This window comes from Thalassospira sp. (assembly GCF_002709775.1).
Taxonomy (GTDB): Bacteria; Pseudomonadota; Alphaproteobacteria; order Rhodospirillales; family Thalassospiraceae; genus Thalassospira.
This window is the reverse complement of record NZ_PAQR01000013.1, coordinates 1-13624: the sequence shown is the minus strand read 5'-3', so window position 1 is coordinate 13624 and position 13624 is coordinate 1. Positions and strand designations below refer to the sequence as shown.

At 54.9% G+C, this 13624-nt stretch carries 14 protein-coding genes, 3 tRNA genes and 1 pseudogene; 17 read left to right on the top strand and 1 reads right to left on the bottom strand.

The features are described 5' to 3' along the window. Window positions 1-149 precede the first annotated feature (149 nt). The 4 genes from CMO10_RS07030 to CMO10_RS07015 all read left to right on the top strand — a co-directional run bounded on the left by CMO10_RS07030 (window position 150) and on the right by CMO10_RS07015 (window position 1912). On the top strand, window positions 150-422 hold the full coding sequence (locus CMO10_RS07030; protein ID WP_008891813.1) for an HU family DNA-binding protein: 273 nt from the start codon (window positions 150-152) through the stop codon (window positions 420-422). A 112-nt stretch (window positions 423-534) separates the two neighbouring features. Continuing rightward, window positions 535-611, top strand: a tRNA-Val gene (locus CMO10_RS07025). Between the two features lie 273 nt (window positions 612-884). Then, a tRNA-Val gene (locus tag CMO10_RS07020) sits at window positions 885-961 on the top strand. Window positions 962-1231: 270 nt separating this feature from the next. Further along, window positions 1232-1912, top strand: coding sequence for a hypothetical protein (locus CMO10_RS07015; protein ID WP_297020099.1), 681 nt, complete (start codon window positions 1232-1234; stop codon window positions 1910-1912). Window positions 1913-2031: 119 nt separating this feature from the next. On the opposite strand, the gene fliG is transcribed toward CMO10_RS07015, so the two are convergent. Continuing rightward, the gene (fliG, locus tag CMO10_RS07010; RefSeq protein WP_044826792.1) at window positions 2032-3051 is read right to left on the bottom strand and encodes a flagellar motor switch protein FliG; all 1020 of its coding nucleotides are present in this window, start codon (window positions 3049-3051) and stop codon (window positions 2032-2034) included. A gap of 312 nt (window positions 3052-3363) precedes the next feature. On the opposite strand from fliG, the gene CMO10_RS07005 reads away from it, so the two are divergent. The 13 genes and pseudogenes from CMO10_RS07005 to CMO10_RS06945 form a co-directional block, all read left to right on the top strand. Beyond that, window positions 3364-3440: transfer RNA gene (locus CMO10_RS07005), tRNA-Asp, on the top strand. Between the two features lie 285 nt (window positions 3441-3725). Next, on the top strand, window positions 3726-4091 hold the full coding sequence (locus CMO10_RS07000; RefSeq protein ID WP_008891231.1) for an NADH-quinone oxidoreductase subunit A: 366 nt from the start codon (window positions 3726-3728) through the stop codon (window positions 4089-4091). Further along, window positions 4082-4624, top strand: coding sequence for a NuoB/complex I 20 kDa subunit family protein (locus tag CMO10_RS06995; protein WP_062954553.1), 543 nt, complete (start codon window positions 4082-4084; stop codon window positions 4622-4624). The genes CMO10_RS07000 and CMO10_RS06995 overlap by 10 nt, the downstream gene beginning before the upstream one ends. A gap of 19 nt (window positions 4625-4643) precedes the next feature. Continuing rightward, window positions 4644-5273 (top strand): NADH-quinone oxidoreductase subunit C, encoded by a 630-nt coding sequence (locus CMO10_RS06990; RefSeq protein WP_044826790.1) that lies wholly within the window; start codon window positions 4644-4646, stop codon window positions 5271-5273. Next, window positions 5273-6451 (top strand): NADH-quinone oxidoreductase subunit D, encoded by a 1179-nt coding sequence (locus CMO10_RS06985; protein WP_297020094.1) that lies wholly within the window; start codon window positions 5273-5275, stop codon window positions 6449-6451. The genes CMO10_RS06990 and CMO10_RS06985 overlap by 1 nt, the downstream gene beginning before the upstream one ends. Next, window positions 6448-7110 carry an NADH-quinone oxidoreductase subunit NuoE gene (gene nuoE / locus CMO10_RS06980; RefSeq protein ID WP_044826788.1) on the top strand — a complete coding sequence of 221 codons (663 nt, stop codon included), beginning with the start codon at window positions 6448-6450 and terminating at the stop codon, window positions 7108-7110. The genes CMO10_RS06985 and nuoE overlap by 4 nt, the downstream gene beginning before the upstream one ends. A 1-nt stretch (window position 7111) precedes the next feature. After that, entirely contained in the window at window positions 7112-8392 is a 1281-nt protein-coding gene (gene nuoF / locus CMO10_RS06975; protein WP_044826898.1) for an NADH-quinone oxidoreductase subunit NuoF, read from the top strand. A gap of 27 nt (window positions 8393-8419) precedes the next feature. Further along, the gene (nuoG, locus tag CMO10_RS06970) at window positions 8420-10480 is read left to right on the top strand and encodes an NADH-quinone oxidoreductase subunit NuoG (RefSeq protein ID WP_297020089.1); all 2061 of its coding nucleotides are present in this window, start codon (window positions 8420-8422) and stop codon (window positions 10478-10480) included. 87 nt (window positions 10481-10567) lie between these two features. Further along, window positions 10568-11581 carry an NADH-quinone oxidoreductase subunit NuoH gene (gene nuoH, locus CMO10_RS06965; RefSeq protein ID WP_008891224.1) on the top strand — a complete coding sequence of 338 codons (1014 nt, stop codon included), beginning with the start codon at window positions 10568-10570 and terminating at the stop codon, window positions 11579-11581. A 31-nt stretch (window positions 11582-11612) separates the two neighbouring features. After that, window positions 11613-12101 (top strand): NADH-quinone oxidoreductase subunit NuoI, encoded by a 489-nt coding sequence (nuoI, locus tag CMO10_RS06960; RefSeq protein WP_044826786.1) that lies wholly within the window; start codon window positions 11613-11615, stop codon window positions 12099-12101. Between the two features lie 83 nt (window positions 12102-12184). Further along, entirely contained in the window at window positions 12185-12793 is a 609-nt protein-coding gene (locus CMO10_RS06955) for an NADH-quinone oxidoreductase subunit J (RefSeq protein ID WP_297020085.1), read from the top strand. Then, on the top strand, window positions 12793-13101 hold the full coding sequence (nuoK, locus tag CMO10_RS06950; RefSeq protein ID WP_007089416.1) for an NADH-quinone oxidoreductase subunit NuoK: 309 nt from the start codon (window positions 12793-12795) through the stop codon (window positions 13099-13101). Before CMO10_RS06955 ends, nuoK begins: the two co-directional genes overlap by 1 nt. Before the next feature lie 7 nt (window positions 13102-13108). Further along, window positions 13109-13624, top strand: a pseudogene (locus tag CMO10_RS06945) (NADH-quinone oxidoreductase subunit L); the annotation flags it as partial.

Here is a 13624-nt window from a genome sequence, read left to right as displayed (position 1 = left end):
AAAAANNGAAAAAAACGTCAAAAACCGCAGAAAACTGCGTCTCTCGCATTGACGAGATGTTTGCGACCTGCTTACACTGCGCATGCAACAGGTTTGGGGCAAACCAAATTTCCTCATAACTCCGAACGTCCAAACAAGGGGGCCAGGAAGTGAATAAAAACGATCTCGTTGGAAGTGTAGCTGCTAAAGCTGATCTGTCCAAAGCTGACGCTGCTAAAGCGGTTGACGCTGTTTTCGATTCCATCACCGATTCTCTGAAATCCGGCGACGAAGTTCGTCTGGTTGGTTTCGGTACCTTCGCTGTCGCTGCTCGCGCTGCTTCAAAAGGTCGCAACCCGCGCACCGGTGAAGAAATCGACATTCCGGCATCGAAACAGCCGAAGTTCAAGGCTGGTAAAGGCCTGAAGGACGCCGTCAACTAAGTTTGACGAAGTTCTTTGAAATAAATGCCGGTGACCTGTGTCACCGGCATTGCTTTTTGGAAAATCCATGCTATGTTCCGCTCCGCTTCGGAGCCGTGGTTCCAAAAGCAAAGGGTGATTAGCTCAGCTGGTTAGAGCATCTCGTTTACACCGAGAGGGTCGGGAGTTCGAATCTCTCATCACCCACCATCAAAAAGGCAGCCCTAAAGGCTGCCTTTTTTGTTTTTCGGTCCACGCGAATCACTAGCCCGATTGTTGATTGCTCCGGCAACAGAGCGCGCGTGGGGTAGAGGACCGCAAAATGGCGCGAAATCGGGCCAAAATGGCGGGGTTTGGTTGACCAGTCACCGACGATAATCCGCCTTGAAATAGAAGTTACATTTTTATGCAAAGTGGGCATTGCTTTTTGGGAAATCCATGGTAAGTTCCGCCCGCTTCCGCAGAACAGCGCGGTTTGCAAAAGGGTGATTAGCTCAGCTGGTTAGAGCATCTCGTTTACACCGAGAGGGTCGGGAGTTCGAATCTCTCATCACCCACCATGATAAAGGCAGCCCTAAAGGCTGCCTTTTTTCATTTCCGCTTCCAGCCTTTCTCAGTATCCCTATCAAGCGCAGAATGGCTTCCCAAGGCGGCTAAGCGTACTGATACTTATCCGTTGTTATATCGACCCTTTAATGTGTCATGACAAAGCGTCACGTGGCTTTGCACGGATAGTGGGCGGGCAGGGCGATAAGCATCTGTAAAAGTTGACGCTTGCCCGACAGACGGGCACTGTTGATCCCATGATCAAGAGAATCGGAACCTTCAAGATGAACAGCACTCCGGCCCAGCATCCCATCAATCGTAAGCGTGTTTGCCATGCGGCGACGCCAGAGCGGTTGTCGCATCGGGTTTGGAGTGGCATCCGTCAAGTTCTGATCGTCCTCTGCCTGCCGCTGATGCTTGCCAGCTGCTATCTGCCTGAGGCGTTCACCATCGACCTTTCCATGGAGCGTAACGGCGATTATCGGCTGAGCTACCGTGGTCTGCTGGTCCAGCCAAACATCACGCAGGGTCTGCTCGACAAAAGCCTTGATGCTGAAGGCGAGAAGGAAAAGGTCGCGGCTGTTCTGGCCGATCTCAAGCGCGATTCGGCGGTCAGGCAGCTGACCTATAGCGGACGGGGTGTGTTTAACCTTGTTTATGAAAAGCGCGGCAACATCATGCGCGAGAAAAGCTTTGTCTTTGTCCGCCGGCAATCGCGCATACTGGAAATGTTCTTCCATTCAGAGCGAAACACCGTCGAAATTCGGGGCGGCTTTGTCCCCGATCAGTATCAGGACCGTCTGACCGCCCTTGGCTATCAGATGACCGGCAAGATCGAGGTGCGCACGACCGCCGGTGTACGCAGCCACAATGCTGCCGAGTTCCGCGAGGTCAGCGGTCAGAACCGTCTGCGCTGGGAAATCCAGTCAATCACCGATCCGACGCCTAACGTCATTTTGGGCTAGGGCAGCAGGGTGCTTCGCCGCTGCTGGGCGGCTATGTGCTGCTGGATCGCGCTTCCAGAACGAAAAAAAGGGACAGCCGTGGCTGTCCCTTTGGTGTTTCTGCGATCTTGGTGTCGGGTCTAGAAGACCATTTCGTCTTCGCCGCTGCCTTCGGAAATAACGATCTGGCCCTGTGCGGCCAGTTCCTTTGCCAGCTGGACGATCATCATTTGCGACTCTTCCACATCCGACAGACGGACCGGGCCAAGCGCATCCATATCTTCCTTCATCATCTTGCCGGCACGTTCGGACATGTTCTTGAAGAACAGGTCGCGCATCTGATCGGTCGAGCCTTTCAGTGCCAGGGCAAGCTTGTCCTTTTCGACCTGACGCAGCAGCGTCTGAACGCCGTTGTTGTCGAGGCGCGCAAGGTCTTCGAAGGTGAACATGAGGGCCTTGATCTTCTCGGCCGAGTCACGGTTGCGTTCTTCAAGCGCAGTAAGGAAACGGTCCTGACTTTGGCGGTCCAGGCTGTTGAAGATATCCGCCATCAGTTCGTGGTTATCGCCACGCGAACCGCGCGCAAGGTTCGACATGAACTCGGTGCGCAGCGTCTTTTCAATGTTATCAAGAACTTCTTTCTGAACCGCTTCCATGCGCAACATACGCATGATGACTTCCATCGAGAAGTTTTCCGGCAAAAGCGACAGGACCGACGCAGAATGTGCGGGTTTGAGTTTGGACAGAACCACGCCCACAGTCTGCGGATATTCGTTTTTAAGGTAGTTCGCCAGAACCGCTTCGTTCACGTTGTTCAGCTTGTCCCACATGGTACGACCCGCAGGACCGCGGATCTCTTCCATGATGCCGTTGACACGATCTTCAGGCAGAACCTTGGAAAGCAGACGTTCTGTGGTATCAAACGAACCCACCAGAGACCCGGTTGAAGAAAGCTGGTCAGCGAATTCGACAAAAAGGCGCTCAACGATATTAGAATTGATCGTGCCCAGGCTCGACATGGTTTGGGAAATCTCTTTGATTTCCTCATCATCCATCATGCTGAACATCTTGGTTGCGTGCTCTTCCCCAAGAGCAAGCATGAGAATCGCTGCCTTTTCAGGTCCGGCCAGTGATCTGTATTCTTCTTTAACGCGCCCCACGGGTGGTCTTCTCCGTCGTAATGACTCTGTTCGGGGTTGGAACCTGACTCCCGAACCTGCCTCTATCGCACCGTAAGATAGGGGTTATTTGTCAACAATTCTATAAAAGCCGACACCCCTTTGCAAAGCCCCATAGGTATAAAGCCCCCTAAATGTACAGAATTGATTAATGCTGTACAAATCCGGGGTGAAATTGCCCCGCAGCGGGTGATGTGTGGAAACGCAATTGTCGAATGGGTTGAAAACGTTGCTAGCTGCTTGACTTGGTTTGGGGTGTGGTCTAACAAAGGCGCGCCGATTGATGGTCATTTAGCGGGCGTAGCTCAGTTGGTTAGAGCGCCGGCCTGTCACGCCGGAGGCCGCGAGTTCAAGTCTCGTCGCTCGCGCCATGATCCATCATCTGTTGTCTTTTGTAGGGCGAATTGTCTTTTCCGCGATCGCCTTTTCATGTGTTGCTAATGCTGCTTCGCACGATTGGGTCTTGATCATCTCGACGTCCAGCCCGATATCGGACGATAGTAAACGGTAGAAAGATTTAGAAAGTTTCCGTTCTTTGAGCGTGTTAAACGCGCTTGAGGACTGGAACTTGTGCGGTGCATACGTTATGGTGCGCCGTAATGGGCCAGGTGGGGACCTGGTCGGGTCAAAAGGCCTGTTCTTGAGAGGTCAGAGAGATGCAAGAGCTTCTTTCGGAATATCTTCCGATCCTGGTGTTCATCGGGATCGCCGTCGGTCTTTCGGCGGTAATCGTCATCGCGTCGCTGGTTCTTGCCAAGCAGGCACCGGATGTTGAGAAACTGTCCGCTTACGAATGCGGGTTTGCGCCGTTCGAAGACGCGCGCATCAAGTTCGACGTCCGGTTCTATCTGGTCGCAATCTTGTTCATTATTTTCGACCTCGAAGTCGCCTTCCTGTTCCCGTGGGCTGTTACCCTCGGTGACATCGGGACGTTCGGCTTTGTATCGATGGTGATCTTCCTGGCTGTTTTGACGGTCGGCTTTATCTACGAATGGAAGAAGGGAGCTTTGGAATGGGAGTGAGCACCAACTCAGGCGCACCCCTGGCACCCGGTTCGGATCAGGATGCACTGCTTAAGGGCGTGTTTGACGAGATGAACGACAAGGGCTTTGTCCTTGCCAATCTCGATAAACTTGCAAGCTGGGCAAGCACCGGTTCCCTGTGGCCGATGACTTTCGGTCTGGCCTGCTGTGCTGTTGAGATGATGCATTCCGCTGCGTCGCGTTACGACCTTGACCGTTATGGTCTGGTCTTCCGCCCAAGCCCGCGTCAGTCGGACGTGATGATCGTTGCTGGTACCCTGACCAACAAAATGGCCCCGGCACTGCGTAAGGTCTATGACCAGATGGCAGAGCCGCGCTGGGTTATTTCGATGGGCTCGTGCGCCAATGGCGGCGGTTACTATCACTATTCTTATTCGGTGGTTCGCGGTTGTGATCGCGTTGTCCCGGTGGACGTATACGTTCCGGGTTGCCCGCCGACAGCAGAAGCGCTGATTTACGGCGTGATGCAGTTGCAAAAGAAAATCCGCCGTACCGGTGTCCTGACACGCTGATCCGTAATAGGGGGCTTGCATGAGCGAACTGCTCAGCGATAACAGCGCTGCTTTGAAAGATCTGAAAGATCTGGTGGCGTCCCAGCTGGCCAACGAAATCCTCGAAAGCGAGATTCGTTACGGCGAGTTGACCATCGTCGCCAAGCGCGATGATATCCTTAAAGTTCTGACCTTCCTTCGGGATGATACCGGCTGCTTGTTCAAGCAGCTGATTGATGTTTGTGGTGCCGACTATCCGGAACGTACCGAACGTTTCGACGTCGTCTATCACCTGCTGTCTCTGAAGCATAACCTGCGCATTCGTGTGAAGGTCCGCACCGACGAAGACACCCCGGTACCAAGCTGTGTCTCGCTTTTCAGCGCCGCCGACTGGTTCGAGCGCGAAGCGTGGGACATGTACGGTATCTTCTTCGCCGATCATCCGGATCCCCGCCGTATTCTGACCGATTACGGTTTCGAAGGTCATCCGCTGCGTAAAGACTTCCCGCTGACCGGGTATGTCGAAGTGCGTTATGACGATGAACAGAAGCGTGTTGTCTACGAGCCGGTCAAACTGGTTCAGGATTTCCGTAATTTCGATTTCGAAAGCCCGTGGGAAGGCATCCAGCATGTTCTTCCGGGTGATGAAAAGGCGGAGGGCAACGCCTGATGTCCGAACAAAAAATCAAAAACATGACCATGAACTTCGGCCCGCAGCACCCTGCGGCGCACGGCGTTCTGCGTTTGGTTCTGGAAATGGACGGCGAAGTCGTCGAACGTTCCGACCCGCATATTGGTCTTCTGCACCGTGGTACGGAAAAGCTGATCGAATATAAGAGCTATATTCAGGCGACCCCGTATTTCGACCGTCTCGACTATGTCGCACCGATGAACCAGGAACATGCATATTGCCTGGCCATCGAAAAGCTGATGGGCGTCGAAGTGCCCAAGCGTGCGCAGTATATCCGCGTTCTCTATGCGGAAATCGGTCGTATTCTGAACCACATTCTGAACCTGACCGCGTTCGCACTGGACGTTGGTGCGATGACGCCGCTTCTGTGGGGCTTCGAAGAACGTGAAAAGCTCATGGAATTCTATGAGCGCGCCTGTGGCGCCCGTCTTCACGCCAACTATTTCCGTCCGGGCGGCGTTGCTGCCGATCTTCCGGCCGGTTTGCTCGATGACATCGATGCCTGGGCAGATCAGTACGAAGTCTTCATGAAGGACTTCGACCGCGTTCTGACCGGCAACCGTATTTTCAAACAGCGTACGGTTGATATCGGGATCGTCAGCGCCGAAGAGGCCCTTGATTGGGGCTTCACCGGTCCGAACATTCGTGCATCGGGCATGGCATGGGATCTGCGTAAATCGCAGCCTTATGACTCGTATGAAGATTTCGACTTCGACATTCCTGTCGGCAAGAACGGCGATTGCTATGACCGCTTCCTTGTCCGCTTTGAAGAGATGTGGCAGTCGCTGAAAATCATCAAGCAGGCCATCAAAAATATGCCGGATGGTCCTGTTATTGTTGAAAACAATAAAGTGGCACCGCCGTCGCGCGCTCAGATGAAGCGTTCGATGGAAGCCCTTATTCACCACTTCAAACTCTTCACTGAAGGTTTCCACGTACCGGCCGGCGAATGCTATGCCGCGGTCGAGGCACCCAAGGGCGAGTTTGGTGTGTATCTTGTTTCGGATGGCTCGAACCGTCCGTATCGCTGCAAAATCCGCGCCCCGGGGTTCCCGCACCTCCAAGGCCTCGACTTTATGTCCAAAGGTCACATGTTGGCCGACGTCGTTGCCAATATCGGGTCGCTAGATATCGTGTTCGGTGAGATTGACCGATGAGCCATTTGAGAAGACCAGCTCCCAAAGAGCTTCAACCGACCAGCTTTGCATTCACGCCTGAAAATCAGGAAAAGGCAAAGAAGATCATCGCCAAGTATCCGGAAGGCCGCCAGCAGAGCGCGGTCATGCCGCTGCTTGATCTGGCACAGCGTCAGACCGAAGGTAACTGGGTTCCGACCGTCGCAATGGATTACATTGCCGACATGCTCGAAATGCCGGCCATTCGCGTCTATGAGGTCGCGACCTTCTATACGATGTATAACCTTGCCCCGGTGGGTAAGAACTTCATCCAGGTCTGCACCACGACCCCGTGCTGGCTTCGCGGTTCTGCCGACGTTGTCGATACCTGCAAAAAGGAACTCGGCATCGGCGTTGGCGAAACCACCGAAGACGGTCAGTTCACCATGATCGAAGTTGAGTGCCTTGGCGCGTGTGTTAACGCCCCGATGATGCAAATTAACGACGATTATTACGAAGACCTGACTGCGGAAAGCACCAAGGCCATCCTCGATGCCCTCAAAAAGGGCGAGAAGCCGAAAACCGGCCCGCAGAGCGGCCGCAAAGGGTGTGAGCCAATCGATGGTCCGAAGGTTCTGAAGGCATTCTGTGGCTGCGGTGCAGCCCCGCAGGACGCTGATGCAAGCGAAGGGGACGCCTGATATGCTGCAGGATAAGGATCGTATCTTTACCAACCTGTATGGTTTCCAGGATTTCGGCCTTAAAGGCGCGCAGTCCCGTGGCAACTGGGATGGTACCAAGGCATTGATCGAAAAAGGCCGCGACTGGATCATCGACGAGATGAAAGCATCCGGTATGCGTGGTCGTGGGGGCGCTGGCTTCCCGACTGGCCTGAAATGGTCCTTTATGCCCAAGGAATCTGACGGTCGTCCGAGCTACCTGGTTGTCAACGCCGACGAAGGCGAACCGGGTACCTGTAAAGACCGCGAAATCATGCGCAATGACCCGCACACCCTGGTCGAAGGTTGCCTTCTGGCCAGCTTCGCGATGAATGCGCATGCGGCCTATATCTATATCCGTGGTGAGTTCTATCACGAGGCATCCAACCTGCAGCGGGCGATCGACGAGGCATATGATGCCGGTCTGATCGGTAAAAACGCCTGTGGTTCGGGTTGGGACTTTGACCTTTACCTGCATCTCGGTGCTGGTGCTTACATCTGCGGCGAAGAAACCGCCCTGATCGAAAGTATCGAAGGTAAAAAAGGTCAGCCGCGCCTCAAGCCGCCGTTCCCTGCGAACGCCGGTCTGTATGGTTGCCCGACCACGGTGAACAACGTTGAATCGATTGCGGCCGTTCCGACCATTCTGCGTCGTGGCGGTTCGTGGTTCTCGAGCTTCGGTCGTGAAAACAACCACGGCACCAAGCTGTTTGCCATTTCCGGCCACGTTGAAAAGCCGTGCACCGTCGAAGAAGCCATGAGCATTCCGCTCAAGGAACTGATCGAAAAGCATTGCGGCGGCGTTCGTGGCGGCTGGGACAACCTTCTTGCGGTTATCCCGGGCGGTTCATCGGTTCCGCTGATGCCAAAAGACGTCTGCGACGACGTGCTGATGGACTTCGATGGTCTGCGTGAAGTGGGCTCGGGTCTTGGTACGGCGGCTGTGATCGTCATGGACAAGTCGACCGACATTGTCTACGCGATCGCGCGTCTGTCGGAATTCTACAAGCATGAAAGCTGTGGTCAGTGCACGCCGTGCCGTGAAGGTACCGGCTGGATGATGCGCATGATGGCGCGCATGGTTCGCGGCGAAGCCACGCTCGATGAGATTGATCTGTTGTGGGATGTGACCAAACAGGTCGAAGGCCACACCATTTGTGCGCTTGGCGATGCTGCTGCATGGCCGATTCAGGGCCTTATCCGTCACTTCCGTCCCGAAATGGAACGTCGGATCAAGGAATATCGCGCACGGATCGCGGCCTGAGAGAGGCCTGTTGAGAGGGATTGAGACATGCCGAAACTAACAGTTGACGGTATTGAAGTTGAAGTAGAAGCCGGGGCGACAGTCCTTCAGGCCTGTGAAGAGGCCGGTAAGGAAATCCCGCGTTTCTGCTATCACGAACGCCTGTCAATCGCTGGCAACTGCCGTATGTGTCTGGTGGAAATGGAACGTGCGCCGAAACCGGTCGCATCCTGCGCCATGCCTGCGGCAGATGGAATGGTGATCAAAACCGATTCCGATCTGGTCAAGAAAGCACGCAATGGCGTGATGGAATTCCTGCTGATCAACCATCCGCTGGATTGCCCGATTTGTGACCAGGGTGGTGAATGTGACCTGCAGGACCAGGCCATGGCCTATGGTTTTGACTCTTCACGTTACGCCGAGAAAAAACGTGCCGTGAAGGACAAGGAACTGGGCCCGATCGTCAAAACGATCATGACCCGTTGCATTCACTGCACGCGCTGCGTTCGCTTCTCCGAGGAAGTCGCCGGTGTCGGCACCATGGGTGCTGTTTACCGTGGCGAGGACACCGAGGTCGGACCGTATATCGAAGCGTCGATCAACTCCGAACTGTCGGGCAACCTTGTTGACCTTTGCCCGGTCGGGGCACTGACTTCCAAGCCGTACGCGTTCACCGCGCGTCCGTGGGAGCTCAAGAAAACCGATAGCGTTGATGTCATGGACGCCGTTGGCTCGAACATTCGTATCGATGCCCGTACCGGCGAAGTCCTGCGCGTTCTGCCGCGCACCAACGAAGACATCAACGAAGAATGGATTTCGGACAAAACCCGTTACGCCATTGACGGCCTGAAGCGTCAGCGTCTTGACCGTCCGTATGTTCGCAAGGATGGCAAACTCCAGCCGGCAAGCTGGGACGAAGCATTCGCTGCGATCAAGGCGAAGGTTTCCGGGCTTGATGGCAAAAAGATTGCCGCACTTGCTGGTGACACGGTCGATTGTGAATCGATGACGGCGCTGAAAGACCTGATGGGTAAACTGGGTTCGGCGAACCTTGATTGCCGTCAGGACGGATCGAAGATTGGTGGCCCGCGTGCTTCCTATATCTTCAACAGCACCATTGCCGGCATTGACGAGGCAGATGCCTGCCTGATCGTTGGTGCCAATGTCCGTGCCGAAGCACCGATCATCAATTCCCGCCTGCGCAAGCGCTGGCGTTCGACGGCCGGTGATTTCAAAGTCGGCATCATTGGCGAAAAGTGGGATCCGACCTACAAGAACGATTATCTTGGTGCCGGTCCGGACACCCTTCAGGAAATCCTGGATGGCAAGAACGACTTCGCTAAGGTTCTCAAAGCTGCTGAAAAGCCGATGATCATCGTTGGCATGGGCGCGCTGAACCGTGAAGACGGCGATGCTGTTCTCGCAGCGACCCGCGCAATTGCCGACAAATACGGCATGGTTGCTGGTGAATGGAACGGTTTCAACGTTCTGCACACCGCAGCATCGCGTGTTGGCGGTCTTGATCTTGGCTTCGTGCCGGGTGAGGGCGGTCTTGCAACCAACGACATTCTCGATGGCGCTGCCAAAGGCGATATCGAAGTTGTCTATCTTCTCGGTGCCGACGAAGTCGACATGAGCAAACTGGAAAAGGCATTTGTCATTTACCAGGGTGCGATGGGCGATGCCGGTGCACAGGCCGCGGACGTGATCCTGCCGGGTGCAGCCTACACCGAAAAGAACGGCACGTATGTCAACACCGAAGGCCGCGCCCAGCAGGGCTGGCGTGCGATCTTCCCGGTTGGTGACGCGCGTGAGGACTGGGCGATTGTCCGTGCACTTTCCGGTGCGCTCGATCTGACCCTGCCATACAACAATATCGATGCTGTTCGTGAACGCATGGTGGAACTCAGCCCGACCTTCGCGTCGCTGAACGTTCCGACCAAGGCGGAATGGACCGATTTCGGCAAGGCAGGCGACATGAAGTCCGACGGCTTCACTTCGCCTGTTCGCAATTTCTATATGACCGACCCGATCAGCCGTGCATCGGTGACGATGGCCAAATGTACTGAGGCCTTTGTCAAGGATGCGGCTGCCGAGAAGGTTGCCTGAGTAAGGGGAGCGACGATCTGATCGTCGCTCATCCCGCAAGGGGGTGTCCCAATTTTGGGACGAAACGCAAAAGATACGGTTTGACCGATGGAACTTCTTTGGGACGGATATATTGAACCGCTCGTCTGGATCGTCGCCAAAATTCTGGCGATTGTCCTGCCGCTGTTGGGTGCTGTCGCCTATCTGACCTACGCCGAGCGTAAGGTTATCGGTGCTATTCAGCTCCGTAAGGGCCCGAACGTTGTGGGGCCGTTTGGCCTTCTGCAGCCGCTTGCCGATGGTTTGAAGCTGTTTCTGAAAGAAACAATCATTCCGAGCAGCGCGAACAAGGGCGTGTTCATTATCGCTCCGATGCTGACCTTTATTCTGGCAATCATCGCCTGGGCGGTTATCCCGTTCGACGAAGGCATGGTTCTGGCCGATCTGAATGTCGGTATTCTTTACATCTTCGCGATTTCTTCGCTGGGTGTGTACGGTATCGTGATGGCCGGTTGGGCATCGAACTCCAAATACGCCTTCCTTGGCGCGCTGCGTTCCGGCGCCCAGATGGTTTCGTATGAGATTTCGATTGGCCTGATCATCATCTCGGTCCTGCTGACGACCGGCTCGCTGAACCTCAGCGACATTGTCCGCGGACAGGTCGGTGGTATCTGGGAATGGAACTTCGTTTACCACTTCCCGATGTTCATCGTCTTCATCGTATCCATCCTGGCAGAAACCAACCGCGCACCGTTTGACCTTCCCGAAGCGGAAGCCGAACTGGTCTCGGGTTATAACGTCGATTATTCGGCAATGACCTTTGCGCTGTTCTTCCTTGGTGAATACGCGAACATGATCCTGATGAGTGGCCTGTGCGCCATTCTGTTCCTGGGTGGTTGGAGCGCGCCGTTGCCGTTCCTCGAATTCATCCCGGGCGCAATCTGGTTCATCATCAAGATCTGCTTCGTTCTGTTCATCTTCCTGTGGGTCCGTGCAACCTTCCCGCGTTACCGTTATGACCAACTGATGCGTCTGGGCTGGAAAATCTTCCTGCCGCTGTCTTTCGCATGGGTCATGCTGGTTGCCACGTTCCTCGTTGTTTTTGACAAGGTCCCGGCCTGATCGCCGCGCATCGGAAAGAGAGAGGTAAACGATGTCATTTATAGATCGGACGGCCCGGAGCTTCCTGCTCGCGGAACTCGTTTCGGGAATGGCGCTCACCTTGAAATACATGTTCAAGCCCAAGGTGACGATCAACTACCCGTACGAAAAAGGCCCGCTGAGCCCGCGTTTCCGTGGCGAACACGCACTGCGCCGTTACCCGAACGGGGAAGAGCGTTGCATCGCCTGTAAACTTTGCGAAGCCATTTGCCCGGCACAGGCCATCACCATTGAGGTCGAGCCGCGCGACGATGGTTCGCGTCGTACCACGCGTTACGACATTGATATGACGAAATGCATTTACTGTGGCTTCTGCGAAGAAGCCTGCCCGGTGGATGCCATCGTCGAAGGTCCGAACTTCGAGTTCGCAACCGAAAACCGCGAGGAGCTGTTCTATGACAAGGACAAACTCCTGGCAAACGGCGAGCGTTGGGAAGCCGAGCTTGCTGCACGATTGGAGGCAGACGCACCTTATCGGTAAGTGTCGCGTCTGATCGTTAGAAAGAGAGTTCATGGGCCGTTGCCAGCCAAAGGGGCAGCAACGGTTCGCCAAGGGGGTACCTTATGGTCGTACAGGCTTTGGCTTTTTACCTGTTTGCTACCGTCGCGGTTTTGTCCGCGACCGCGGTTGTGACCGTTCGCAACCCGGTGCATTCGGTACTGTTGCTGATCTTGACATTCTTTAACGCAGCCGGACTTTTCGTCCTGCTGGGTGCCGAGTTTCTCGCCATGCTGCTCGTCGTCGTCTATGTCGGCGCGGTTGCAGTCCTGTTCTTGTTCGTCGTCATGATGCTCGACATTAACTTTGTCGAGATGCGTCAGGGCTTCCTGAACTACCTGCCGATCGGCATTCTGATCGCGGTCGTTCTGTTCGTCGAACTGGCACTGGTTGGCGCTGGCTGGACCCTAACCGATGAGGCAGTCGCGGTTCTCGCGCAGCCGACACCGGCGGGGCTGACCAACGTCGAAGCACTCGGTCAACTGATCTACACCGATTACGCATACATCTTCCAGGCGGCTGGTCTGGTTCTGCTTGTTGCGATGATTGGCGCAATTGTCCTGACACTGCGTCACCGTCAAGGTGTCCGTCGTCAGAAAATCTCCGAGCAGGTCAAGCGTACCCGCGCTGATACGCTTGAAGTCAAAAAAGTTCCGGTCGGAAGGGGGATCTGATGGAAATCGGTCTTGCACATTATCTGACCGTCGCGGCGATCCTTTTCACACTCGGGATCTTCGGCATCTTCATGAACCGCAAGAACGTCATCATCATCATGATGTCGATCGAGCTGATGCTGCTGGCGGTCAACATCAATCTGGTCGCGTTCTCGTCGTTCCTCGGCGACCTCGTCGGACAGGTCTTTACCATCTTCGTTCTGACGGTTGCTGCGGCTGAAGCGGCAATTGGTCTGGCGATCCTGGTCGTCTATTTCCGTAACCGCGGCACCATCGCGGTTGAAGACATCAACATGATGAAGGGGTAAGGCAGATATGTATCCGTTGATTGTATTCCTGCCCCTGATCGCGGCAATCCTTGCAGGCGTCATCACGCTGGTCGGCGGCATGTCGGCAGCAAAAGATGCCCCGCATGACAGCCACGGCCATCACCATCATGGTGTGTCCTCGGCCGATCGCGTGGCACAGCTGATTACCGTTGCCGGTGTCGTGATTGCGTTTGTGATTTCGATCTTTGCCTTTGTCGATGTTGCCCTTGGTGGCAACCCGGTTGTGATTGAACTGTTTACCTGGATTTCCTCGGGCAGCTTCGATGCGTCCTGGTCGCTGCGTATTGATACGCTGACCTGTGTGATGCTGATCGTTGTGACCGGCGTGTCCTCGATGGTTCACATCTATTCCATCGGCTATATGTCGCATGACCCGGACAAGCCGCGCTTCATGGCGTATCTCAGCCTGTTCACCTTTGCGATGCTGATGCTGATTACCGCCGACAACCTGATCCAGCTGTTCTTCGGCTGGGAGGGCGTTGGTCTGGCGTCGTATCTTCTG

Bases quoted from the DNA above. Each gene is read 5' to 3' on its own strand.
- CMO10_RS07015 (WP_297020099.1), top strand. From the start codon at position 1,232: ATGAACAGCACTCCGGCCCAGCATCCCATCAATCGTAAGCGTGTTTGC.
- CMO10_RS07000 (WP_008891231.1), top strand. From the start codon at position 3,726: ATGCAAGAGCTTCTTTCGGAATATCTTCCGATCCTGGTGTTCATCGGG.
- CMO10_RS06995 (WP_062954553.1), top strand. From the start codon at position 4,082: ATGGGAGTGAGCACCAACTCAGGCGCACCCCTGGCACCCGGTTCGGAT.
- CMO10_RS06990 (WP_044826790.1), top strand. From the start codon at position 4,644: ATGAGCGAACTGCTCAGCGATAACAGCGCTGCTTTGAAAGATCTGAAA.
- CMO10_RS06985 (WP_297020094.1), top strand. From the start codon at position 5,273: ATGTCCGAACAAAAAATCAAAAACATGACCATGAACTTCGGCCCGCAG.
- nuoE (WP_044826788.1), top strand. From the start codon at position 6,448: ATGAGCCATTTGAGAAGACCAGCTCCCAAAGAGCTTCAACCGACCAGC.
- nuoF (WP_044826898.1), top strand. From the start codon at position 7,112: ATGCTGCAGGATAAGGATCGTATCTTTACCAACCTGTATGGTTTCCAG.
- nuoG (WP_297020089.1), top strand. From the start codon at position 8,420: ATGCCGAAACTAACAGTTGACGGTATTGAAGTTGAAGTAGAAGCCGGG.
- nuoH (WP_008891224.1), top strand. From the start codon at position 10,568: ATGGAACTTCTTTGGGACGGATATATTGAACCGCTCGTCTGGATCGTC.
- nuoI (WP_044826786.1), top strand. From the start codon at position 11,613: ATGTCATTTATAGATCGGACGGCCCGGAGCTTCCTGCTCGCGGAACTC.
- CMO10_RS06955 (WP_297020085.1), top strand. From the start codon at position 12,185: ATGGTCGTACAGGCTTTGGCTTTTTACCTGTTTGCTACCGTCGCGGTT.
- nuoK (WP_007089416.1), top strand. From the start codon at position 12,793: ATGGAAATCGGTCTTGCACATTATCTGACCGTCGCGGCGATCCTTTTC.